Here is a 22,819-nt window from a genome sequence, read left to right on the forward strand (position 1 = left end):
TCTTTTCAAAGTATATTTGTTTTTAATAAACAAGTACAGATGTTCGATTTTGACCAATATTTAGGATTTTTAGCGTTTTTAACCATTTTTACCATTGGCTTTTGGCTGATGATCTTCTTAATTACATTTGTAGTGCCTTATTGGTTATTCGGTAATATCAGGGAGTTGATAAAGGAAAAACGAAAAGCCAAAGAGGCTGCTCGCTTACAAGAATAAAAAAAAGAAGCCATTTGGCTTCTTTTTTGTTTTATGCTGTTTTGGTATTTTATCCTTCAAAATCCATATCATCGTCCCCGCCTCCATTTCTCTGGCCGTTTCTTTCACCTTTTTGGTTCTGGGGTTGATTGAACCTGTAAAGGAAAGATAAAGTCACTTGCCTTTCCCTACGTTGAAATTCACTATAAGTAAATACATTGTCGGTTCTGGTTTCACTTCTACGCTTGCGGGTATTGAACAAATCGCTCACATTCAATGAAACCGTGGCTTTGTCCTTAACTACATCCTTACTAAAGGCTAGATTGGTGCTCAACATGCTTTTGTATTTTGATTGTGCACTCTCCGAAGGTCCCATATAAAAAAGGTTGGATTGGAAATCTATTGCTCCGGGCAATGGTAATTTAGCACTGAATCTAGTGAAATAGGTAAAATTGTCCACATCAAAATTTTGGACAATTACTTCATTCTGATAATTGGTGTATTCATAATCCCCGGTTAATTTTTGTTGGAAAAGGTTCAGATTCCAACTTAACCTCCAATTCCTTTTCGGAACGAATGATGTGGTAAACTCCATACCGAACCTACTTTCGTCAGCTAAATTAATGGGTGTACGAACCTGAACGGGTACTATTACCGGATTGGAAGGGTCTTCTGAATTTTCAATTTCAACGAAATCCCCGGTTTCTTGGGTAATGAATTGAAAAACCCCGGTCGAGTAATTATAATAAGCAGAGGTATTGAATGTAAATTTATCCCACCTTCTTAAATATCCTAGGTCAAAAGCATTGGTATAAGTAGGATCTAAGTCGGGATTACCTTGAAAAAGGTTAGTGTTACTGGATCTTGAAGGGAAAGGGTTGATGAACCTTGAACGTGGCCTTCGCAACCTTCGGCTATAACTGATGGTAAGCTGTTCCTTTTCGGAAAATTCATATCCTAAAAATAGGGAAGGAAACCAATCTACATAGGTTTTATTGCTTACTTCGTTCGTATTTACCAATTCTATACCTATATCCGATGCTTCCATTCGCAAACCGCCCAATATATTGAATTTATCGATCTTAGTTCCTAATTGGGTGTAGGCAGAGTTTACATATTCCTTATAATTAAGTTCATTGCTATAATCAGGGTCACTGGCAAGAACCCCGTTTGTAAGAATGCCGTAATTAAAATCGGTATTGAAATTATTGAAGGTTCCTCTATAACCTAATTCAAACTGGGATTTGCTGTTCTTTCCAAATGGCAGAACATAATCCATTTGAACCAATTGGCTAACCTGGTTTTCGTCGTTTATGGTCTGTTCTGTAGGTAGCTCATCAGTTTCACCGACAATGGTCTCTTCTATTATCGAATTTTCAAGTTCGCTTCCCGAAGAATATTGGTAATCGATTGTAAGTTCATGCCCGTCCCTTTCAAAGTTTTTCTTGTAATTCACGGAATATTGTACATCTTCGTCGTCATCACTTTCGGTAGAGAACCGGTTTCTTTGGATCGTAGGGTTCATAACGGCATCGTAATTGAAAAAATCAATATCCGTATTGTCATCCCCACCGGATGTCCTATAAACAAAGGAATTAGTGATGCTACTCGATTCATCGATAAAATATTCGAAACCAATGTTCGTATTAAAGCCATCACTTTGCCTTTGATAATCCCTTATTTCATCTTGAAAACTTGCGGTAGATCCATCCTCATTGAAATTTTCTTGCTCAAAAAGTGCATTTCCAGGACTATTACGGTATCTATAGGATGTATTCGTGAATATATTGAACTTATCCCTTCTTAGATTGAGGCTGACATTGGCTCCGTAAGATTCAGGGGTGCCAACGTTTAAACTTACAGATCCATTAACACCTGCTGTTTTACTTTGTTTTAAAATGATATTCAGGATTCCTGCGGTGCCCTCGGCATCATAACGGGCAGACGGGTTGGTAATGACTTCAACCTTTTCAATGGCCTCGGCAGGTAGTTGCTGTAAAGCATCGGTACTAAGGCCTGATAGTGCAGAGGGTTTGCCGTTCACCAATATTCGTACACTTTCATTACCACGCAGGCTTATGGTGCCTTCCACATCAACTGTAACCGATGGCACATTGTCCAAGACATCGGTTACCGAACCACCTTTAACGGTAAGATCCGATCCTACATTGTAAATTTTCTTATCTAACCGAAGCTCAACGGTCGTGCGTTCGGCAGTTACTTCAACTTCTTGTAGTTGTTCAACGTCCAAGACCAATTTAATGGTTCCTAAATCTGTGGAAGTTTTGAATGTTTGGGCTTCGAAGTTGTAGGTTTTATAGGACATATATTCTATCCTTGCATTATACCTTCCCGGCATTGTCTCTACTGAGAACTTACCGGATGCATCCGTTATACCCCCGGTTACCTTATCTGGGTCTCTAAGGCTCTGTAAAATCAAGGTGGCATATTCCAAAGGTTGCCCTGTATCCTGATCTATGACTATTCCTGTTATTGTAATGGGTTCGGGTCGCTGTCCTTGTGGTCTTTGGGCTATTGTGGTAAACGTTGCGAATAATAGAACTAACGGGAATAGATGCTTCATTTATTTGTTTGGTTTAATCCTTATCGGACTTTTTTTTCTTTTTTTCCTTTTTCTTCTTTTTCTTTTTCTCCTTGTTGGTCTTGGCCACTCCTTTCTTTTGGAGTTCTACAAAAGCCTCATACTTTTCCAATGGCAGTCCCGCTTTCAATTCTTCCGTTTGTCGCTCGGTAATCTTTTCCATTTGCGCTCGCATCTGGTCTGGCTCTAACTTAAGTATCTGCATTTCAATACGTTCTTGAACATATTTTTTTAAGATACTGCTTAAAACAGCGGTTTCGAACTCATTCAATTCGAGTGCCGATGCTATTGCCGGCATTTCATTTTCGACGATTTGATCGGCAGTTAGAGGTTCCGGCTCTTTTTCAGGAGTTTGGACTTGGGGTATTGAACTACGGCTTCTGCCATAACTACCTCTGTTATATCCGCCATAGCCATAACCGTTACCATAACCGTATTGGGCATGTAACTCTATACCTGACAACAATAAGATAAAAAGAACGAGAAAGAATGCGCTATTGAATTTCATTACGTGAGTATTAGATTATAAAAATAATTGAAGGTTTAACCCGCAAAGGTTAAAACTTTGTTAATTCAAAAATAGTGTTTCTTAAGAATAACAAGAAGGATGCCACGTTTGGTTTTCATCCTTGAGGGCATCAAAAACAGTATACTATTTTTGTAGGAGATCTAGAATATTCTCGACAGGTCTTCCGATAACCGCTTTTTGGCCTTTAATTACTATGGGCCGTTCTATCAGTTTGGGGTAGTCGACCATGGCGGTAATGATCTCATCGTCGGTAAGGTCTTTTCCTCGAAATTTTTCTTTCCAAATGGTTTCGTTCTTACGAACCAACTTCTCAGCGGGAATGTTCAAATAGTCCAACACCTTTTTCAATTCCTCTTTAGAAGGAATATCCTCCAAATATTTGATGGTCTTAAATTGAACCCCGGAATCTTCCAACGCCTTTAGACCTTGACGGGATTTTGAACATCTAGGGTTATGGTAAATCGTAATCATGTTCAATTATTTTATCTATTTATAATTTGACATTCAAGGCCAGTAACTCTTCTTGTAATTGATCTGCGTTTTTAAAATGGATTCCTTTAATCCCCAATTTGTCGGCGGTTACGATATTGTCATGGTTGTCATCTATAAAAACGGCCTTATCCGGGGAGATTTTATATCGATCCAAAATAATCCCATAGATTTCAGGGTAAGGTTTTCTGGTTTTTTCATCACCGGAAACCACTATACCCTCAAAATCATTCAAAAAACCATATCGCTCTTTGGCTATGGGGAAGGTCTCGTTACTCCAATTGGTCAAAGCAAAAAGGTTATAGGTTTCCATTTGCTTCAACCGCTTTAAGATTTTTACCGTGTCCGAAATTGGGCCTCCCAACATTTTTGGCCATTGATCGTAGTACAATCGGATCCAAGATTCATATTCGGGATAGTCATTGATCAAGAGCTCGGTACCTTCTTTTATAGGTCTTCCTGCATCATGCTCCATATTCCATTCATAAGTGCAGATGGTATTAAGGAACCAATCCATCTTTTCTTCATCTCCATTAAAAACCTCACGATAAAGGTATTTGGGGTTCCAGTCTATCAAGACACCTCCAAGATCAAATATTACCGTATCTATTACTTTCATAGAAGTTACATTTCAGTTTATTCATCCTCTTTTTGCCCCATCATCATTAAAAAGGCCTTTAAGAATTGATCTATACTACCGTCCATCACGGCATCGACATTACCGGTTTCTTCCCCGGTCCTTACATCTTTTACCAATTTATAAGGATGCATTACATAATTTCTGATTTGGGACCCCCATTCGATCTTCATTTTAGAGGATTCGATTTCTTCCCTGGCTTCCATTTTTTTACGGAGTTCGATTTCATACAGTTGGGATTTCAACATTTTCATTGCTGTAGCCCTGTTGTCGTGCTGTGATCGGGAATCCGAACATTGAATCTGTATGCCCGTGGGTTTATGTACTAATTGAACTTTTGTTTCTACTTTGTTCACGTTCTGCCCACCCGCACCACTGGATCTTGCGGTGGTTATCTCAATATCGGCAGGGTTTACTTCGATTTCGATACTATCATCCACTAAGGGGTACACATATACTGACGCAAAGGAGGTATGCCTCTTTGCATTGCTGTCAAAAGGGGAGATACGAACCAAACGATGTACGCCATTTTCCCCTTTCAGCCACCCAAAGGCATATTCACCTTCAATCTCTAAGGTAACTGTTTTGATACCGGCAACATCCCCTTCTTGGTAATTGAGTTCCTTAACTTTATATCCGTTTTTTTCGCTCCACATCATATACATCCGCATAAGCATGGAGGCCCAGTCACAACTTTCTGTACCACCGGCACCAGCGGTAATCTGTAAAACGGCCGTTAATTCATCACCTTCTTCCGAAAGCATGTTCTTGAACTCTAATTTTTCAATAAGATCGGTGGCTTTTTCATATTGTGCGGTAACCTCTGACTCGGGCACTTCACCTTCTTTCTGAAACTCGATCAAAACTTCGAGGTCACTGACCAAAGTGTTGGCCGTATTATAATCATCTACCCAATGTTTTTTGGATTGGATGAATTTCATTTGCTCCTGTGCTTTTTTGGGGTCATCCCAAAAATCGGGGGCAAGTGTTTTTTCCTCTTCGTTCTCTATCTCTATAAGCTTGGCATCTATGTCAAAGATACCTCCTTAACGCACCAAGGCGCTCAATAAGATCTTTAGATTGATCTACGGTTATCATATATTCTGATTTTTGCACAAAAGTAATATACTTTAGTTGTACTTACTGATGCATTTTAAAAAGTTTTATTGTTGTTCTTGGCTCAGCACTTCAACAGAATGCGTAGTTTCATTGTCTCCACTGGCATAAACAACTCCTTTTAAAGGGGCGCAATCATCATAGTCCTTGCCGTGGGCTACTTTTATATGGTTGTCACTTACCAAGATATTGTTCGTAGGGTCGAAACCTACCCAGTCCATATTCGGGATATATGCTTCTACCCATGCATGCATTTGCGCATCCCCGAAATAGCCGTTTCCTTGATGAAGGTACCCTGATACATATCTGGTCGGAATATTGTTTTTTCGGGATAGGGCACAGAACAAATGGGCAAAATCTTGGCAAACTCCTTGTCGATGTTCAATAATTTGTTCCAGTGTTGTCTGAACATCGGTAACTTCAGAGGAGTATTTGATGGCCTTGAATATCCATGTATTCAATGCTTGAAGGTTTTCGAAAATGGAAATGTCTCTTCTAAACTTGAATAAGTCCTGACTGTTATCCGGTAAGGATGTGAAATGGGTAAATCGTAAAAATGGTTCAAAATCCACCTTAAAATCAAGAGAGTTTATTTTTTCATATTCTTCGGAGGGGGTTAAACCTGAATCTAACTCAAAAGGATTGGTTTGGTGTTTTACAAGTTTAAAGGAAGCTTCGAAGCGGATTTGGTCAAATTCTTTTTTTGGTCGTATACGTATGGATCTAAAACCAAAACCATTAACTGATCGCTCATCATAGGCATTTATGGAGTTCTTAAAATCGATACTGACCAAATCTTGGGTGGTATTTTGCTCGGGGATAATCAGAAACTGCCAATGTGCTTTATGAACTGGACCCTCATATAGGTTTTCAGCTTTATAGGTAATTACATATTCTGTCGACATAGTTCAAGTATAGGAGTGCTAAAATAAAGCAATACAATAGAATTAATAGTTAAAAAACTCTTTTTCCATTTTTATACTTATCTGGCTTAAACTTTCGAGTATGCTCTCTATAAATGATTTTATGTTTCCCTCGATTTCCTCTATATGTTTATACTGATATTCAGACTTTACTTTTCCTACAAGGAAGGCCGTTGAACTTTTATTGTAATATCTATTGGTGTCTAAAAGTAGTATATGTTGATATACCTGGTTTAAACTGTTCATGACCGACCTTGGGCAATTAGGGTTCAATACCAAAAATTCCAACGTTGAAATACTTGTAGGTGTTTTTTTGTAAAAACGACGCATCATATCGTAAGATTCGGTGCATTTCAATAAGGTCGTCCATTCAAAACTCTTGCTCAAAGGCTCTCCGCAATTCAGTTGAGCCTTTAGGGCGTCATTATATTTAGAGTTGATTATTCGTGTTATCTGCGTTGCCCTTTCGATGTTCATGCCCATCATGATAATTGCATATACTTCATTATGCAATAAGGTACCCCTGATTTTTCCCCTTAAGACGGAAGTGATCTCTGTAATATTCGTGGTAAAGTCGTAAAGACCGTTTTTTACAAAGGTTGCCACGGGATAATTGACACTAAAGTGATAGAATTTATTCAATGATTCGTATAATTCTGTCGAAATAAGATCTCTTGCGCTATTGGCGTTTTCCCTAGCGTACTTAATATTGTTCAGGATCGAATTCGGTGAATCTGGATCTAAACCTATCTTAAATAATACATCTTCTTCAATAAGTACCTTCGTAGGGTCCTCTTCTTTTTCACCTACCATAAAAAGCATGGAATGAAGTACAAATTGCCTCGATTGTGATAATGAATTGGGGGCATCCAATGAGGAAAAATAATTCACGTTCAGGTATCGGGCAATATGTTCGGACCTTTCAATATAACGGCCCATCCAAAATAAGTTATTCGCTACTCTTGCAAGCATTCATTAATTTTTTAAAACCCAAGTGTCTTTTGATCCGCCACCTTGGGATGAGTTAACAATAAGATTTCCTTTTTCCAAGGCGACTCTGGTCAATCCTCCTTTTAGGACATACTCCTTATCTTTTCCCAGTATCGTAAAGGTTCTTAGGTCTATATGACGTTGTTCAAAAGATTCGCTTTTATCTATGTACGTAGGATGTACGGAGAGCGACATTATAGGTTGGGCTACATATTTTCGAGGGGATTCCTTTATTTGTTTTTTAACATTTTCGATTTCAGCTTTGGTAAGTTTGTTACCTATTGAAATACCATATCCACCGGCTTCATCAACTGGCTTTATGACAAGTTCATGCACATGTTCCAAAACATATTTAAGTTCATCCGGTCTACTACAATGGTAGGTATGTACATTGTTCAATATGGGTTCTTCATCAAGATAATACTTGATAATTTGTGGCATATAGGTATATACGGCTTTGTCATCAGCAACTCCTGTACCTGGGGCATTGGCAAGGGTTACATTACCTTTTTTATAGGCGGCGAAGAGTCCGGGAACACCTAATGCCGAATCGGGTTTGAACTCTAATGGGTCTAAAAAAAGATCGTCGATTCGTCTATAAATGACATCTACTTTAATAGGGCCGCGTATGGTCTTCATATAAACAAAATCATTTTCGACGAAGAGGTCGCTACCTTGTACCAACTCAATACCCATGGTTTTTGCGAGGTAAGAATGTTCGTAAAAGGCCGAATTGTACATGCCGGGTGTTATAACAACACATACCGGATTATCGACTCCCTTGGGTTTTACGGACTCTAAAAGATCCAATAGGTTTTCCCCATAATCGGTAACCGTATGGGTCTTATAATGATTGAACACCCCAAAAAGTGCTCTTTTAAGGGCAGTACGGTTGCAAATTACGTAACTCACCCCTGAAGGACAACGTATATTGTCCTCCAAAACATAAAAGTTGCCATCTGAATGCTTTATGATATCCGTGCCAGAAATATGGTTGTAAATGCCACCAGGTGGATCTAAGTTCATCATTTGATGAAGATAGTTGTTGGAAGAACTGATAAGTTCCAATGGTACTATACCATCTTTGATTATTTGCTTTTCGTGATAAATATCCCATAGAAACAGATTCAATGCCTTGCTACGTTGAATAGATCCTTTTTCTATAATTTCCCATTCGTTGGAATCTATAATCCTAGGGAATAGATCAAACGGAAAGATTTTTTCCTGCGTTTCGTTTTTACCGTAAACCTGGAATGTAATGCCCTGATTAAAAAAAGAAGCTTTTGCCTTATCGTTAAGATTTACATAGTCTTTGATAGAATGGGCCCCATAAAGATCGAATAGTTCTTGATAAACTGATTTTATTGATCCATTTTCATCAAATAATTCATCGAAAAGATCGGTGTTTCGTTTATATGAAGAAAATATACCGCTATCAATATTTGCCATATTCCTGATTATTTACTAACAAATTACAATTTTTAAACAAGCAGTACCCAATTCATATTTGCTCACCCTTGTCTTTTTATGTTCTTCTTAAATTATAAACCTGATTTTTATGAATCCTATTTTTTTGAAGCCTTTATTATGAGGGTTTTCAAGTCAAATCTTTTATCTAAATTTAGATTTCCAAAATTAACCTTATGAGATACTCCTTGACTACTTTTATTTTAATCTTGATTACATCAAATTTTAGCCACGCCCAGTTTTCTGATCAAAAAAAGGATTTTCAAAAATTCACAGGCCTGTTCGATTTTTATTATGATGATGCCAATGATAAAATGTATATGGAGGTTAAAGATCTTGAAAAAGAATTTCTCTATGTTTATTCATTAAGTAGTGGTATAGGAAGTAATGATATAGGGTTGGATCGCGGCCAACTCGGAAATGAACAGGTCGTGTATTTTAAAAAGGCAGGGAATAAATTGTTGTTGGTGCAGCCCAATTTAAAGTTCAGGGCCTTGACCGATAATGCTTTGGAGAAGAAATCGGTAGAACAGGCCTTTGCGAAATCGGTTTTGTTCGGTTTTAAGATAAAGGAAAAAAAGAATGGCACGTATATCATAGATATCACTGATTTTTTAATGCAAGACACCCATGGGGTAACGGCAAGATTAAAGAAAACAAAACAAGGGTCTTATAAATTAGATACCTCTAGAAGTGCTTTTGCCATGGATCGGACGAAGGCTTTTCCAAAGAATATCGAGTTTGATGTAACCCTGACTTTTAAGGGCGAGGCTACTGGGGGTTATATTAAATCAGTATCGCCGAATGCAAACTTGGTAACGGTTGCCCAACATCATTCCTTTATTGAATTACCAGATGACAAATTTGGGAAAAGGACTTTCGACCCTCGATCGGGATCCTATCCTTTCAGTTATTTTGACTATTCCACACCGGTCCAGGAGCCTATTGTAAAAAGGTTCATTACTAGGCATCGATTAGAGAAAAAGGACCCGAATGCGAAAGTCAGTGAGGCTGTGGAGCCTATAATCTATTATTTGGATAATGGTACACCAGAACCTATCCGTTCTGCACTATTGGATGGTGGAAGATGGTGGAACCAGGCCTTTGAGGCCATAGGATATAAAAATGCATTTCAGTTGGTAATGCTCCCTGATGATGCCGATCCTATGGATGTTCGTTATAATGTGATCCAATGGGTTCATAGGTCTACTAGAGGGTGGAGTTACGGCAGTAGTATTACCGACCCACGAACAGGTGAAATCATAAAGGGTCATGTAAGTCTGGGGAGTTTACGTATTCGTCAGGATTTCTTGATAGCCCAAGCTTTAATGAACAAGCCGTTTGCAGAACGCGATGATAATTACCAACCCATGTTGGATATGGCTTTGGCTCGGATCAGGCAACTTTCCGCCCATGAGATCGGCCATACTCTTGGTTTTGCACATAATTATGCGGCTTCTACCAATAATAGGGCATCGGTGATGGATTATCCGCATCCCCAATTTAAATTGAACAATGGGGAAATTGATTTTTCAAGTGCCTATGCGACGGGAATCGGGGAGTGGGATAAGGTCACCGTTGCTTATTCATATTCCGATATTCCTGAAAATACCGATGAAAAAAAAGCACTTTCGGCAATCCTCGATAGTGCCACTGATAAAGGTCTTCGTTATATAACTGACCAAGATGCCCGTCCGCAGGGTAGTGCCCATGTTTTGGCACATCTTTGGGATAACGGAAAGGACGTAGCAAAAGAGTTGGAGGACATGTTGAAATTAAGGGCCAAGGCCATTGATAATTTTTCCATTGATAATATCAAAACAGGGGAGCCCAATACGGTTTTGGAAGATGTTTTCGTGCCTTTGTATTTCTTTCACCGCTACCAAACTGAAGCGGTAGCTAAGGTCGTAGGTGGTATGGATTACAATTATGCGGTAAAAGGAGACGGACAATCAGTCGTTGTAATAGCCGATAGAAAAACGCAAAACCAAGCACTTATGGCCACCCTTAAAACGTTGGACGCTAAATGGATGGCCATTCCACAGGAAAAATTAAAACTTTTTCCTCCAAGGGCATTTGGTTATCGAAAGAGCAGGGAGTCATTTAAAGGGAAAACAGGGGTTTCTTTTGATGCCTTATCCGCATCGGGAACAGCTGCAGGTATGACATTGACATTTATTTTGCATCCTGAAAAAGCCTCGAGGCTGATTCAGCAAAAGGCATTGGAACCAGATAATTTTGGGCTATCCGAAGTGTTGGACAGTTTGATTGAAAATACGCTGTACAAGCAGCAAAAAGATACTTATCTTAATGAAGTACAATGGAGTATCAACTTTAGGGTTTTGTACCACCTTATGAATCTTGCTGCCCAAGATAGCGTTTATCCTCAAGTAAATGCAATCGCCCATCAGAAACTTAAGGAATTAAAAAAGAAATTACTTTCAAGTAGTAATGCATATGCACAAGAAATTATCAGGAAGATCGATGGTTTTGAAAAAGCTCCGGAAAAATTCAAATTGATCGCAGCTCCAAAGATTCCGGATGGCTCTCCGATTGGAATGGATTGTATGCATTGGGAACAGCAAATAGATTAGAACCTGTTTTAGAATTCTTAAAATAAAATAACAAAGTGAATATCAATTTAATTAGTGATACGGTGACCCAACCCTCCAAGGGAATGTTGGATGCCATGATGAATGCACAGGTTGGTGATGATGTTTTCAAGACCGATGCTTCTGTAAATGAACTTGAAGCCAAGACCGCGGCATTATTCGGAAAGGAGGAAGCCTTGTTTTTCCCAAGTGGAACTATGGCGAACCAGACAGCGATTAAACTGCATACCCAGCCAGGAGAACAGTTGATTTGTGATAAATATGCCCATATTTATAATTATGAGGGAGGGGGAGTCAGTTTTAACAGTGGTGTTTCCTGTAAGTTGATCGATGGTCATCGGGGAATGATGACAGCCGAACAGGTCGAGGGAGCAATCAATCCACCAGATTTTTATCACAGTCCGTTGACCACATTGGTATGTATTGAAAATACGACCAATAAGGGTGGTGGTGCTTGTTGGGATATTGAAGAGCTGAAAAAAATAAAGAAGGTTTGTAAAAACCATAACCTTGCCTATCATTTGGATGGTGCCAGGATTTGGAACGCGATGGTCGCCAAAAATGAAAAGCCCGAGCAGTTCGGTGAACTTTTCGATACCATAAGTGTTTGTTTTAGTAAAGGGTTAGGTTGTCCCGTAGGTTCTGTTTTGGTCGGAAGTAAGGCCATGATGGATAAGGCTTTGAGGATACGGAAGATTTTAGGTGGTGGAATGCGACAAGCAGGTTATTTGGCTGCTGCTGCCCTTTATGCTCTGGACCATAATAGAAGTAGATTGGCAGATGACCATAAAAAAGCATTTGAGATAGGTGTTGCCCTTGAGAATTTGCCCTTCATTAAAAAAGTGGAGCCCATAGAGACTAATATCGTGATTTTTGAAATAGAGGAGGGTAGTATTACGGAAGCTGTTTTTTTGGATAAGTTGCTTGAGCAGGGAATATCGATAATAGGAATGGGCCAAGGCAAGCTTCGTATGGTTACCCATTTGGATTATACCGATGAAATGCATGCCGTTTTTTTAAAGACCTTGAAAAAACTCTAGGTATTATTGGTCTAATAGGGATTCCATATTGTTGATTAGATTCTTTATGCCATTTTCCATACCGGCTTCAGAAGTATAGTTTTGACTGTGGCCTATAAGCTGACCGTTTGAATTTTTTATATCGAATAAAAAGAATCCTTCATTATTGGTTCGGCGCTCGAACCTTAACGTATTGTTTTCAATTGGCCGCAGGTTGGCCACGGTCCGTTCTATAATTTCTTTGTTTGGGTATTCTACGCTTTTCAATAAAGTGTGCCCACTTTCGGTTTTAAGTTTAAAACTAAAGCTGTTCGCCCCCTTTTTGTTTATTTCGATCATAGTTATATATCCTATTCTTAAAAATAACACTTTTTAAGCATATTTGAAAGCGCTACAAATTCAAATATATGTAAGAATAAACTGATAAAAGTGTATTTCATCGATAAAATAATACGATTTATCGATGAAAATTAAAACCCGTTTCGTTCTTTATATTTCAAATAGGGTTGGCCACTATTTTCGCAGCAAGTGAACAAATACAATATAACAAACACTAAATTTTAATTATGAAAAAAGTTCTTTTACTTTTCGCAGTTATGACTGCATCCATTACCATGGCACAAGATTTGCCATCTAATCCTGAACCGGGAAAATGTTACGTTCGTTGTACAACTCCAGATGTTTATGTTAACGAAACAGTTACATTGACCGTAAAACCTGCTTACAAGGTTTTAAAAACCGTACCTGCAACATTCAAGACTATTACTGAAAGGGTTGAGGTTAAAGCTGCTGGAAAAAGATTGACAGTTATTCCAGAGAAATGGGGAACAGAGACTATTACTTATGTTTCTAAAGAAGGAGGAAATACATTACGTGTATCCCCTGCTACTTTTAGGGCAAGTTCAGAAACTATTGAGGTTAAGCCTGCCTATGCCAATTGGGAATTGGGAGCTGCTGCACCTGATTGTGCTTCTGGAAATCCTGATGATTGTAGATACTGGTGTTACAAAGGGTATCCTGCTGAGTTTACCACTATTTCTACAGAAGTTCTTGGAACAGATGCTTCTGTATCCAAAACTCCGTTAGGTTCCCAAAACGCGACTTACACGAAAAGGGTTTTGTTAGAGCCAGCAAAAGTTGTTGAAGAGGTTATCCCTGCTCAATACGATGAAATTACGAAAACCGTTTTGGATAAAGATGCTTACACAGTTGAGGAAACGATTCCTGCAGTAACAAAAACTATCTCTAAAGAGGTGTTGAAGCAAAAAGGTGGTTTAACTACTTGGACAGAAGTTGAGTGTTCTTTAGTTGAATACCAAGCTTTACCGATCAACTGGAACTTAGGAAGTGCAACATTGACTTCTGAGGCCAAAAGAATTATCGATACTAGATTAATGCCTGTATTACAGCAAAACCCTGGTGTTAAATTAGAGATCGCTTCCCATACCGATGTTAGGGGTAATGCTTCTTCTAACCAAGATCTTTCTGAAAGAAGAGCTAAGGCGGTTGCTGATTATTTGATCACTAAAGGAATCAACTCTAGCTTGTTGGTAGCCAATGGTTACGGTGAGAACAAAGTTAAGAACAGATGTAGAGAAGGTGTTTCTTGTACAGAAAGAGAGCATGCTGTTAACAGAAGAACCGAATTCCGATTGATTAACAACTAGTCAAAAAGAAAACACTAACCTATGAAAAGGGCGTCCCGAAAGGGAGGCCCTTTTTTATTTCCGTCATTTTTGTTGGCTCATACATTAAAGATGTTCTCAAGCTTTTGAAGATGGTCTAGGTTAGGAATACAAAAAGGTTGGGCTTGAACAAGCTTCATTTTCTTTAGCAGCTTCCTGTATTTGGCTCTACTTAATAAAACAAGCTTTCAGTCGTCCAATTTGACTAAAGATGTATTGCCCTTACAGTTGTGTTGCGATAGAACCCATCTTATTAAAAGCCTTGGGCCAATAAAAAAAGCTTCCAAAAATGGAAGCTTTCCTTTGTATTTGAATTGTTCAACTATTTATATTTGTTCAACAGTTGTAAATGATAGCGTATCTCACCATTCATGCTATAACCGGAATATTCATCCAAAGCATTGCCTTTTTCATTTACTATCGTCAACAGTGGAAAAACCCCTTTCTTGTTATACTTTTTCAATAGCTCTTTGTTGTGTTTCAGTTGATCGTGGGTCAGAAGGTCCTTATTCCGTGGCATATCTACATATAACAGGACATAATCCTCTGCGAGCGCTTTGAACTCTGCCGATTCGAATAGATCGGTTTTCAGCATCTTACAAGGAGGGCACCAGTCACTACCGGTGAAATAGACCAAAACGTTCTTATCTTCTTTTTTTGCTCTTTTTATGGCCTTTTCATAATCGGTCAGCCACTTCGTGTCTTTTTCAGCCTCAAGATAATTCTGGGTGCTAATGAAAAAGGGAACTATTAATAGTAGTAATATACTTTTCATCGTGTCGTTTTTTAAAACTTTTCAAAAACCTTGCCAAGGGTTTATTTAAATAACGAATCCATTCCCGGAATATTGGGCATGCCTTCTTTGGCAACTGCCGCAAGTTCGGTTTCATTGACTTTAGTGGCGTTTTCAATGGCCTTGTTTAAAGTTAAGATCAGGTAGTCTTCCAACTGTTCCTTATCCTGTAATAAACTATCGTCAATTTTTATTTCCTTGATGGCCCTATTGGCCGAAATGGAAACCGATAATAATCCATCTACAGATTTCTCATCTATGTAAACGGTATCCAATCTTTTTTTAGTCGCTTCAACTTTTTGTTGGGTTTCTTTGAGTTTTCCCATCATTCCCATCATATCTCCAAACATGGTGTCTTTTTTATAAGGTTACGGAGCCAAAATTAATAAATTGTACCGATACGTCAATTTTAGGATACACTTGGCCAAAAGAATGATAGTTTCTATGTTAAGTCTTACTTTTGCATTCGCTCTCCATAATGAATAGAATAGCATGACAAATAATGTAGCCCCCGTTGCTAAGAAGATTAGAAAGGAATTAGTAATACATAATGATATAAGGGTCGATGAATACTATTGGATGAACGATAGGGAAGATCCTGAAGTTATAGCCCATCTTGAGAAAGAGAACAGTTATTATGAAGCATTGACTTCACATACGACGGATTTTCAGAATCTTTTGTTCGAGGAGATGAAGGCACGAATAAAGGAGGATGATTCTTCGGTACCATATAAAAAGAACGGATATTGGTATGTTACCCGTTATGAAAAGGGAAAGGAGTATCCTATTTACAGTAGGCATAAAGGTACATTGGAGGCGCCAGAGGAAATAATGTTCGATTGTAATGTACTGGCAGAAGGCCATGATTTCTTTAATTTAGGGGGAATAGCGATAAGTCCGGATAATAAATTGGCCGTTTTTGGTATAGACACGGTCTCTAGAAGGCAATATACCGTTCAAATCAAGAATTTGGAAACCGGGGAAGTTTATTCCGATAAAATTGAGAATACTACGGGTGGTGCCGTTTGGGCCAATGATAATAAAACGATGTTCTACAGTAAAAAAGATCCCGTTACGCTGCGTTCCGATAAAATTTATCGGCACATATTAGGGACTAAAACGGAGGAGGATCAATTGGTCTTTCATGAGGAAGATGAAACCTTTGGTACTTTTGTATATAGAACAAAATCAAAGAAATTCTTAGTTATCGGGAGTTATAGTACCTTAACTTCCGAATATAGGATTTTAAACGCCGATACCCCTTACGCCGATTTCGAGGTTTTCTCTCCCAGAAAAAGAGGCTTGGAGTACTCTATCGCCCATTATGAGGAATCATTTTATGTTTTGACCAATAAGGATAAGGCGAGGAACTTTAAGTTGATGAAAGTAGGGGAGAAGAACACTTCCTCTGAAAATTGGAAAGAGTTTATACCCCATCGGGAAGATGTTCTTCTGGAGGACATAGATATTTTTAAGGATTATTATGTGCTCTCTGAGCGAGAAAACGGTTTAAATAACCTGAAAATCACACGATGGGACACAGCTGAGAGTTATTATTTGCCTTTTGATAATGAGACCTATACGGCCTATGTGAGTACCAATCCCGAGTTCGATACTGAAATCTTACGTTATGGTTACAATTCCATGACCACCCCAAGTTCGGTAATAGATTTTAATATGCGAACCAAGGAAAAGGTCGTTATGAAAGAACAAGAAGTGCTTGGGGGTGCTTTCAAAAAAGAAAATTATACATCTGAACGTATTTGGGCCACAGCCCGTGATGGGGTTAAAATACCCATGTCCATCGTTTATCATAAAGATACCGAAATCAATGGCCAAACTCCCATACTGCAGTATGCCTACGGCTCTTATGGTTCAACCATTGACCCATATTTCTCGACCATTCGGTTAAGTTTGCTCGACCGTGGTTTTGTATATGCCCTTGCGCACATTCGCGGAGGTCAGTATTTGGGAAGACAGTGGTATGATGATGGTAAGCTACTTAAAAAGAAGAATACCTTTACAGATTTTGTCGATTGTTCAAAGTACTTGATAGACAATAACTATACCAGTGCCCAACATTTATATGCCATGGGAGGGTCTGCTGGCGGACTTTTAATGGGGGCGATAGTGAACATGGCCCCGGAACTTTATAATGGGGTCATTGCGGCCGTACCTTTTGTCGATGTTGTAACCACGATGCTAGACGACTCCATACCATTGACAACGGGAGAATATGATGAATGGGGCAATCCTAATGAAAAGGAGTATTATGATTATATGAAATCGTATTCGCCCTACGATAACGTTAAAGTTCAGGATTATCCTAATATGTTGGTGACCACTGGTTTGCACGATTCCCAAGTGCAATATTTTGAGCCTGCCAAATGGGTCGCTAAACTAAGGGATTTAAAAACGGACGATAATTTGTTGTTGTTCGACATTAATATGGATGCCGGTCACGGAGGTGCTTCAGGTCGTTTCGAATCCCTTAAGGAAGTTGCTAAGGAATATGCCTTTATATTAGATTTGGAAGGAAAAATCAATCGATAATAAAAAAAAATAGTAGTTTTGTAGACAAATTTTGACATTTTATCGATGGTTGTCAGAATTTAAAATATAGATTGCCTTTATGGAACAAACGATAAATGCCTACGATAGTGTCCTTGACTTAATAGGAAATACCCCCCTGGTCAAACTGACAAAATCAACAGCAAATCTTCAAGGTAACTTTTACGCTAAAGTTGAGGCCTTTAATCCGGGACATTCTACAAAAGATAGAATAGCGTCCTTTATTATAGACCAAGCGGAAAGGAAAGGTATATTGAAAAAAGGCAGTACGATCATAGAAACTACATCCGGTAATACGGGATTTAGCCTTGCCATGGTGAGTATCATTAAAGGATACGATTGTATTTTGGCCGTTAGTTCCAAATCTTCAAAAGATAAGATCGATATGCTTAGGACCATGGGCGCAAAGGTTTATGTTTGCCCTGCCCATGTTAGCGCCGATGACCCAAGATCATATTACGAGGTTGCAAAACGATTACATAAAGAAACAAAAGGTTCGGTATATATAAATCAATATTTCAATGAATTGAATATTGATGCACATTATCATTCCACTGGCCCTGAAATTTGGGAGCAGACCAATGGTAATATTACCCATTTGGTAGCATGCAGTGGTACTGGAGGAACAATTTCAGGAATTGCTAGATATTTAAAAGAGAAAAATTCGGATATCAAAGTTTTGGGTGTCGATGCTTTTGGCTCGGTGCTTAAGAAATATCATGAGACCATGGAATTTGATGAGAATGAAATCTATCCATACAGGATCGAAGGTCTTGGTAAAAATCTGATTCCGGATTCCACTGATTTTAAGGTTATTGATGAGTTCATAAAAGTAACTGATGAGGAAAGTGCCCATGCGGCAAGGGAGTTGGCCCGTACCGAAGGTATTTTTGCAGGGTATACCAGTGGAGCGGCCATGCAGGCCATAAAACAGTTTAATGAGTTAGGTAAATTTGATAAAGATAGTAATGTAGTTGTCATATTCCCAGACCACGGTTCTAGGTATATGAGTAAGATCTACAGCGATGAGTGGATGGAAGCACAAGGGTTTAATGAATCTGCCGAAGTCAAAGAAGAAATACAAAGTGTACAGTTTATAAAATAAGGTTTTGATATAATCTTGGCCAGATATAAGCAATGATGTCAAGATCGTTGCTTTTTTTGCATGAGAATGAGTTATGAATGCTGCGTAAAAATCAATATTTTTGCAGATAAATCAAAGAGGTAAAATGAGAGATATATTTGAAAGGATAATCGAGAACAAAGGTCCGTTGGGAAAATGGGCTTCTCAGGCAGAAGGATATTTTGTTTTTCCAAAACTAGAGGGACCTATATCGAATAGGATGAAATTTCAGGGAAAAGAAGTGATCACTTGGAGTATCAATGATTACTTGGGACTCTCAAATTTACCCGAAATCAAGAAAGTAGACGCCGAAGCTGCGGCAGAACATGGTTCTGCTTACCCTATGGGGGCAAGAATGATGAGTGGCCATACCGATTTTCATGAGCAATTGGAAAGGGAACTGGCTGAATTCGTAAGTAAGGAGTCCGCTTATTTATTGAATTTCGGATACCAAGGAATGGTCTCGGCCATAGATGCTTTGGTAGCCAAAGATGATATTATCGTTTATGATGTAGATGCCCATGCATGTATTATCGACGGTGTTCGTTTACATATGGGTAAGCGTTTTACTTTTAAGCACAACGATATTGAAAGCCTTGAGAAAAACTTGGAACGTGCCAAGAAAATGGCCGAACAGACCGGTGGCGGTATCTTGGTTATTTCCGAAGGTGTTTTCGGTATGCGCGGGGAACAAGGAAAGCTAAAGGAAATAGTTGCCTTAAAGGAAAAATATAATTTCAGATTGTTCGTAGACGATGCCCATGGCTTTGGTACCTTAGGGGAAAAAGGTGGTGGAGCAGGTCAGGAGCAAGGTGTTCAGGACGATATTGATGTATATTTCGCTACGTTTGCAAAATCCATGGCAGGTATCGGTGCCTTCTTGGCAGCGGATAAGGAAATCATAGATTATTTAAAATACAATCTACGTTCCCAGATGTTCGCTAAATCGTTACCCATGATTTATGTAAAAGGAGCCTTAAAACGTTTGGACATGCTACGTACCATGCCTGAACTTAAGGCCAAGCTTTGGGAAAATGTAAATGCCTTGCAAAACGGACTTAAAGAAAGAGGTTTTGATATCGGTACCACAACAAGTTGTGTAACCCCGGTATATTTAAGTGGTAGTATTCCAGAGGCCATGGCTTTGGTTAAGGACCTTAGGGAGAATTACGGAATTTTCTGTTCAATTGTGGTTTATCCTGTAATTCCAAAAGGGATGATTCTATTGCGTTTAATCCCTACAGCTACCCATACTATGGCTGATATTAATGAAACATTGGACGCTTTCTCAGCAATACGGGAAAGGCTGGAAAACGGTACTTACAAAAGATTATCGGCTGCTGTTGCTGCCGCAATGGGAGAGTAAGTAGTTTAAAATAAAATAAAAAGACCCCATATTCATTGAATATGGGGTCTTTTTTATTGATTATAAGTTTTTACGGTACGTTCTCCTACGTTTGTATATTTCCGGATTAAAATGTTTCCATAGTTGTTTTATGGCGATATTATCCGCCAATTCCGGTGTACGAATACAATTCACGATTTTCTTAGCAGTGAATGTTTTATAGTATTCTTGGAACATTACAGCCGTTACCCCTTTGTTTTGGTAATCGGGATGTACGCCTATCAAATAGAAAATAACGTCCTTACTATGTTTTTTGGCGTGTAACATATGAAAAAGTCCAAATGGGAAAAGTTTTCCTTTGGCCTTTTGAAGGGCATGTGAAAAAGAAGGCATAACGATACCAAAGGCAATGAGATTATCCTCTTTATCAAGAATGAACTTTATATATTCGGGATTGATGAAGCTTATGTATTTCTTTTTAAAATAGGCTTTTTGAATTTCGGTAATCGGTACAAAAGAGGATAAGGAAGAATAGGTTTCGTTGAAGAGGTCGAACATTGTATCGGCCATGGCCATTACATCTTTTGTTTTTGTATAACTTAATGCTTTTACACCATACCTTCTTTTTACCAATTCACCGGCCTTATCATAAAATTTGGGATGGGCATTTGAAAAAGGAAACCTGTTTTCTACATATTCCTTTTCTTTTACAAATCCCAAACGCTCGTAATGTTCAGGATAGTATGCATGATTGTACCACGTGATCATGGTGCCCATTTCATCAAAACCTTCAACAAGTACCCCAACTTTGTCTAAATTGGAAAAACCTACGGGACCTTCCATATATTCCAGTTGGTGTTCTTTGCCAATTTCTTCGACTTTCTTCAATAAGGTTTCCGAAACTTCGGTATCATTGACGAAATCAAACCAACCAAAACGCATTTTTTTAACCTTTTGGTCATTGATTTCTATCCAATTGATGATAGCGGCTATCCGCCCAACGATTTCATTGTTTTTATAAGCTAGGAAAAAACGGGCTTCGGCATTTTTAAAAGCAGGATTTTTGGTTTTATCAAACGACTCCAGTTCATCGTTGATAATGGGAGGTATCCAATATGGGGAATCCTTATAGATCGAAAAAGGAAACTTTACGAACTTCTTTAAATCTGTTTTGGTTGTGGCTTCTTTCAGGGTGACCATACGTGTATTTTGTAAGGTCAATATTAGGAATATTAATCAATATCAGGAAATTAAGCCACTTTTTTTTAATACCAAAAGTCAAGGTTTTGAACGTTTCTTTTGGCTTACAGTCCGTTATCTTTTTTCTGTTCTTTTTTTAGCTTGCGGAGTTGTTTTTTTGTGGGCCCTAAATCAATGTCTTCAGCTCCACTTCCTTTATTTTTTTTCTTTTTTTCTTTCTTTTTCATGGAACCTTTCTTGATCTCGCCTCCGTTTTCATCCGCATTTTGGTCCTCAATGGCTTTTGGGGCATCCTTATGAAAATCAAACCGATAAGAAACTCCGGCACTAACGAAGATTCTTGATGGGGTGTTTTTAAAACTCGCACCCATATGTAAATCGGTCTGCAAGTCCTCATTGAATAAATAAGCTATACCACTTCGTAAGAGAATATCGGAATAGCGATCACTCTTAAAGCCTTGGTTTTCTGCAAATACACTCCATTTAGGATTTCGGAATGCATGTGAAAGTGAAACGGTATAACCCATTTCAGGAAAGTCCGTTCCAATGCGATCATAAGATAAATTGGTGATCAATACGAACCTGGGCGATAGCCTACTCTGGGTTGCGACCATTACCCTTGGGGATATGGTGGGTTCATCAATGTAAAAAGGATTGTCTCCTAGTACAAAATTCGCTCCTGCATATAATGATACGGAGGGTATCAGGTTTTTTAACTGGAAAATATTATTGGCCCTCCAACTGTAAAGATTCGGTTTATCTTCTTTATATCTGTCATAGATCAAGAACTTAAGTCCGATCCTATTTCTATAGAAATCAGTTCTTGAATCGCTGGTATCAAAACTGTTGAAAGTGATGTTTTGGTTTTGAAAGGTACCTTCCCAGTTTAATTCCAATCGTTCAAATAGAAGTCCATATCGCAACGAGATATCGGTGCCGATGATATTACTTTGGGTATTCAACAGATTATGGTCTTGTTGTTCGTAAAACAGACCGGATTCCAATTGCAATACGTTTTTACCTATGGCATAAGCACTTACAGACAAGCCTGGTCTATTTGAATTAATGACATCCGTATATTGGGATATTCCGAAAAATGGAATTATAAAGACTAAAAAAAGTGTTGCGTACACTGGTTTTTTCAACTCAAAACAACCGCTCATAGTTTGATTTTATTATTATTTTAAGACTTTTGCGCTACTATTACAACGTTAGAATTGTATTTTTGATATAAATTACCGAAAATTAATATGGCTTTTCTTAAAACGATTTTAATAATCTTATTGGTGTATTATCTGCTGAAAATTTTAGCAAGATGGTTTGCACCGAAGATCTTTAGCTATGCGGCAAAGAAGACCGAAGAGCGATTTCGTGAGAACTTTGGAGGATTTTCCCAACAAACCCAAACCAATGAGGAAAAAGTCGGGGATGTAATTATAGACAAGAAACCATCAAAAAAACCTTCATCCTCTAAAAAAGTTGGTGAATACATCGAGTTTGAGGAATTAGATTGATTATTTTAG

General features: G+C 38.5%; 21 protein-coding genes. 8 read left to right on the top strand and 13 right to left on the bottom strand.

The genetic code is table 11. From position 1 onward, the window contains the following. Positions 1 to 39: 39 nt before the first annotated feature. Entirely contained in the window at positions 40 to 216 is a 177-nt protein-coding gene (locus GJ691_RS19530; RefSeq protein ID WP_179955092.1) for a hypothetical protein, read from the top strand. Positions 217 to 265: 49 nt separating this feature from the next. On the opposite strand, the gene GJ691_RS10595 is transcribed toward GJ691_RS19530, so the two are convergent. The 8 genes from GJ691_RS10595 to GJ691_RS10630 all read right to left on the bottom strand — a co-directional run bounded on the left by GJ691_RS10595 (position 266) and on the right by GJ691_RS10630 (position 8,930). Further along, a complete protein-coding gene (locus GJ691_RS10595; protein ID WP_154366680.1) occupies positions 266 to 2,779 on the bottom strand; it encodes a TonB-dependent receptor in 2,514 nt (837 codons plus the stop codon). Between the two features lie 13 nt (positions 2,780 to 2,792). Then, a complete protein-coding gene (locus tag GJ691_RS10600) occupies positions 2,793 to 3,305 on the bottom strand; it encodes a hypothetical protein (protein WP_154366682.1) in 513 nt (170 codons plus the stop codon). A gap of 144 nt (positions 3,306 to 3,449) precedes the next feature. Further along, on the bottom strand, positions 3,450 to 3,797 hold the full coding sequence (arsC, locus tag GJ691_RS10605; protein WP_154366684.1) for an arsenate reductase (glutaredoxin): 348 nt from the start codon (positions 3,795 to 3,797) through the stop codon (positions 3,450 to 3,452). Positions 3,798 to 3,816: 19 nt separating this feature from the next. Further along, complete coding sequence (locus tag GJ691_RS10610) at positions 3,817 to 4,434, bottom strand: HAD family hydrolase (protein WP_154366686.1); 618 nt, start codon at positions 4,432 to 4,434, stop codon at positions 3,817 to 3,819. Between the two features lie 17 nt (positions 4,435 to 4,451). Next, positions 4,452 to 5,550 (bottom strand): peptide chain release factor 2 gene (gene prfB / locus GJ691_RS10615; RefSeq protein WP_154366688.1). Its coding sequence is split into 2 segments (ribosomal slippage): positions 4,452 to 5,486 and positions 5,488 to 5,550, totalling 1,098 coding nucleotides; the frame shifts between segments, so codons are not numbered across the junction. Between the two features lie 65 nt (positions 5,551 to 5,615). After that, positions 5,616 to 6,473, bottom strand: coding sequence for a transglutaminase-like domain-containing protein (locus tag GJ691_RS10620; protein WP_154366689.1), 858 nt, complete (start codon positions 6,471 to 6,473; stop codon positions 5,616 to 5,618). Positions 6,474 to 6,515: 42 nt separating this feature from the next. Beyond that, a complete protein-coding gene (locus tag GJ691_RS10625; protein WP_154366691.1) occupies positions 6,516 to 7,463 on the bottom strand; it encodes an alpha-E domain-containing protein in 948 nt (315 codons plus the stop codon). A gap of 3 nt (positions 7,464 to 7,466) precedes the next feature. Further along, complete coding sequence (locus GJ691_RS10630; RefSeq protein ID WP_154366694.1) at positions 7,467 to 8,930, bottom strand: circularly permuted type 2 ATP-grasp protein; 1,464 nt, start codon at positions 8,928 to 8,930, stop codon at positions 7,467 to 7,469. Between the two features lie 194 nt (positions 8,931 to 9,124). On the opposite strand from GJ691_RS10630, the gene GJ691_RS10635 reads away from it, so the two are divergent. Then, positions 9,125 to 11,542 (top strand): zinc-dependent metalloprotease, encoded by a 2,418-nt coding sequence (locus GJ691_RS10635; RefSeq protein ID WP_154366696.1) that lies wholly within the window; start codon positions 9,125 to 9,127, stop codon positions 11,540 to 11,542. 35 nt (positions 11,543 to 11,577) lie between these two features. Beyond that, a complete protein-coding gene (locus GJ691_RS10640) occupies positions 11,578 to 12,600 on the top strand; it encodes a GntG family PLP-dependent aldolase (protein ID WP_179955093.1) in 1,023 nt (340 codons plus the stop codon). Between the two features lie 3 nt (positions 12,601 to 12,603). Here GJ691_RS10640 and GJ691_RS10645 read toward each other — a convergent pair whose 3' ends face one another. Further along, a complete protein-coding gene (locus GJ691_RS10645; RefSeq protein ID WP_154366698.1) occupies positions 12,604 to 12,918 on the bottom strand; it encodes a YegP family protein in 315 nt (104 codons plus the stop codon). 227 nt (positions 12,919 to 13,145) lie between these two features. Here GJ691_RS10645 and GJ691_RS10650 point away from each other — a divergent pair, with 227 nt between their 5' ends. Then, entirely contained in the window at positions 13,146 to 14,246 is a 1,101-nt protein-coding gene (locus GJ691_RS10650) for an OmpA family protein (RefSeq protein ID WP_154366700.1), read from the top strand. A 340-nt stretch (positions 14,247 to 14,586) separates the two neighbouring features. Here the strand turns inward: GJ691_RS10650 and GJ691_RS10655 are convergent, their stop codons facing one another. Then, on the bottom strand, positions 14,587 to 15,039 hold the full coding sequence (locus tag GJ691_RS10655; RefSeq protein ID WP_154366702.1) for a thioredoxin family protein: 453 nt from the start codon (positions 15,037 to 15,039) through the stop codon (positions 14,587 to 14,589). A 41-nt stretch (positions 15,040 to 15,080) separates the two neighbouring features. Beyond that, positions 15,081 to 15,407, bottom strand: a complete 327-nt coding sequence (locus GJ691_RS10660) for a YbaB/EbfC family nucleoid-associated protein (protein ID WP_154366704.1) — start codon at positions 15,405 to 15,407, stop codon at positions 15,081 to 15,083. Positions 15,408 to 15,549: 142 nt separating this feature from the next. Between GJ691_RS10660 and GJ691_RS10665 the strand changes: the two genes are divergently transcribed. The 3 genes from GJ691_RS10665 (at position 15,550) to capB (ending at position 20,117) form a co-directional block, all read left to right on the top strand. Continuing rightward, positions 15,550 to 17,610 carry a S9 family peptidase gene (locus GJ691_RS10665; RefSeq protein WP_179955094.1) on the top strand — a complete coding sequence of 687 codons (2,061 nt, stop codon included), beginning with the start codon at positions 15,550 to 15,552 and terminating at the stop codon, positions 17,608 to 17,610. 79 nt (positions 17,611 to 17,689) lie between these two features. Next, positions 17,690 to 18,733, top strand: a complete 1,044-nt coding sequence (capA, locus tag GJ691_RS10670) for a cysteate synthase (protein ID WP_154366706.1) — start codon at positions 17,690 to 17,692, stop codon at positions 18,731 to 18,733. A gap of 124 nt (positions 18,734 to 18,857) precedes the next feature. Beyond that, on the top strand, positions 18,858 to 20,117 hold the full coding sequence (capB, locus tag GJ691_RS10675) for a cysteate-C-fatty acyltransferase (protein ID WP_154366709.1): 1,260 nt from the start codon (positions 18,858 to 18,860) through the stop codon (positions 20,115 to 20,117). Positions 20,118 to 20,177: 60 nt separating this feature from the next. On the opposite strand, the gene GJ691_RS10680 is transcribed toward capB, so the two are convergent. Next, a complete protein-coding gene (locus GJ691_RS10680; protein WP_154366711.1) occupies positions 20,178 to 21,296 on the bottom strand; it encodes a GTP cyclohydrolase in 1,119 nt (372 codons plus the stop codon). A gap of 104 nt (positions 21,297 to 21,400) precedes the next feature. Continuing rightward, positions 21,401 to 22,459: a transporter gene (locus GJ691_RS10685; protein WP_154366713.1), complete on the bottom strand. Its 1,059-nt coding sequence runs from the start codon at positions 22,457 to 22,459 to the stop codon at positions 21,401 to 21,403. An 87-nt stretch (positions 22,460 to 22,546) separates the two neighbouring features. On the opposite strand from GJ691_RS10685, the gene GJ691_RS10690 reads away from it, so the two are divergent. Beyond that, positions 22,547 to 22,810: a DUF4834 family protein gene (locus GJ691_RS10690; protein WP_154366714.1), complete on the top strand. Its 264-nt coding sequence runs from the start codon at positions 22,547 to 22,549 to the stop codon at positions 22,808 to 22,810. The last annotated feature ends 9 nt before the right edge of the window (positions 22,811 to 22,819 follow it).

The sequence above is a fragment of the Maribacter luteus genome, from assembly GCF_009674825.1.
GTDB lineage: Bacteria > Bacteroidota > Bacteroidia > Flavobacteriales > Flavobacteriaceae > Maribacter_A > Maribacter_A luteus.